At 76.1% G+C, this 1,269-nt stretch carries 1 protein-coding gene; it reads left to right on the forward strand.

What is annotated here, in order from left to right:
* Positions 1-1,095, forward strand: a 1,095-nt coding sequence (gene zapE / locus FNQ90_RS23665) for a cell division protein ZapE (protein WP_228471553.1), incomplete at its 5' end; no start/stop codon positions are given.
* Positions 1,096-1,269 lie beyond the last annotated feature (174 nt).

Raw genomic sequence — 1,269 nt, forward strand, 5'->3', positions numbered from 1 at the left:
GCCTCGCTGTGCGCCCGCGCCCCGCGGGTCCCCGCCGAGCGGCTGGTCGCCGAGATGGTGCCCCCGCCGCGCTTCGACGCGGTGCGCTTCGCCACCTACATCCCGGACCCCGGGCAGCCGAGCCAGCGGGAGGCGGTGCGGGTGCTGGAGGAGTTCGCCGGTCGCCCCGGGGAGGCCGACCCGGCCCCGGGCGGTCTGCGCGGCCTGTTCCGGCGTCGTTCCCGTGACTCCGGCGGCGACGGCCCGCGCGGCGTCTATCTCGACGGCGGGTACGGCGTGGGCAAGACCCACCTGCTGGCCTCGCTGTGGCACGCCACCCCGGCGCCCGCCGAACGCAAGGCCTTCGGCACCTTCGTGGAATTGACCAACCTGGTGGGCGCGCTGGGCTTCCAGCGCACCGTGGAGACCCTGGCGGGGCACCGCCTGCTGTGCATCGACGAGTTCGAGCTCGACGACCCCGGTGACACCGTGCTGGTCTCCAGCCTGCTCTCCCGCCTCGTCGAGCGCGGGGTGGCCCTGGCCGCCACCTCCAACACACTGCCCGACCGGCTGGGCGAGGGCCGCTTCGCCGCCGCCGACTTCCTGCGCGAGATCCAGGGCCTGGCCGCGCACTTCCGCCCGCTGCGCATCGACGGCGAGGACTACCGCCACCGGGGGCTGCCCGCGGCCCCGGCCCCGGCGGGCGACGAGGCGGTGGAGCGGGCCGCGGCCGAGACCCCCGGCGCCTCCCTGGACACCTTCCCCGACCTGCTGGCCCACCTGGGCCGGGTGCACCCCAGCCGGTACGGGGCGCTGTGCGACGGCGTCACCGCCGTCTGCCTCACCGGCGTGGGCGCGGTGCCCGACCAGTCCACGGCCCTGCGCCTGGTCGTGCTCGCGGATCGGCTCTACGACCGGGAGATACCGGTGCTGGCCTCCGGCGTCCCCTTCGACCGGCTCTTCTCCCCGGAGATGCTGGCCGGCGGCTACCGCAAGAAGTACTTCCGGGCCATCTCCCGGCTCACGGCGCTGGCGCGGGACGCGGACCGGATGGGCGGCGGCCCCGGCCCCGGGAACGGGGATCGCGGGGAGGGCGACACCGGGCGCGTCGCGTAGCCAAAGCCCGCCGGGCGCACCATCCTCGAAGGGCCGCGCGACATCGGAACGTCGCGCCGGCCCGAACGGCGGAAGGATTCGGTTCCCATGGGCGGGGAGAGCGAACGGCACGACAACGGCGTCACCGATCACCGTCCCCCCGGGGACGGGGGTCCCACCGGCCCCGCCCACGAC

This window comes from Streptomyces alkaliphilus (assembly GCF_014141535.1).
GTDB lineage: Bacteria > Actinomycetota > Actinomycetes > Streptomycetales > Streptomycetaceae > Streptomyces > Streptomyces alkaliphilus.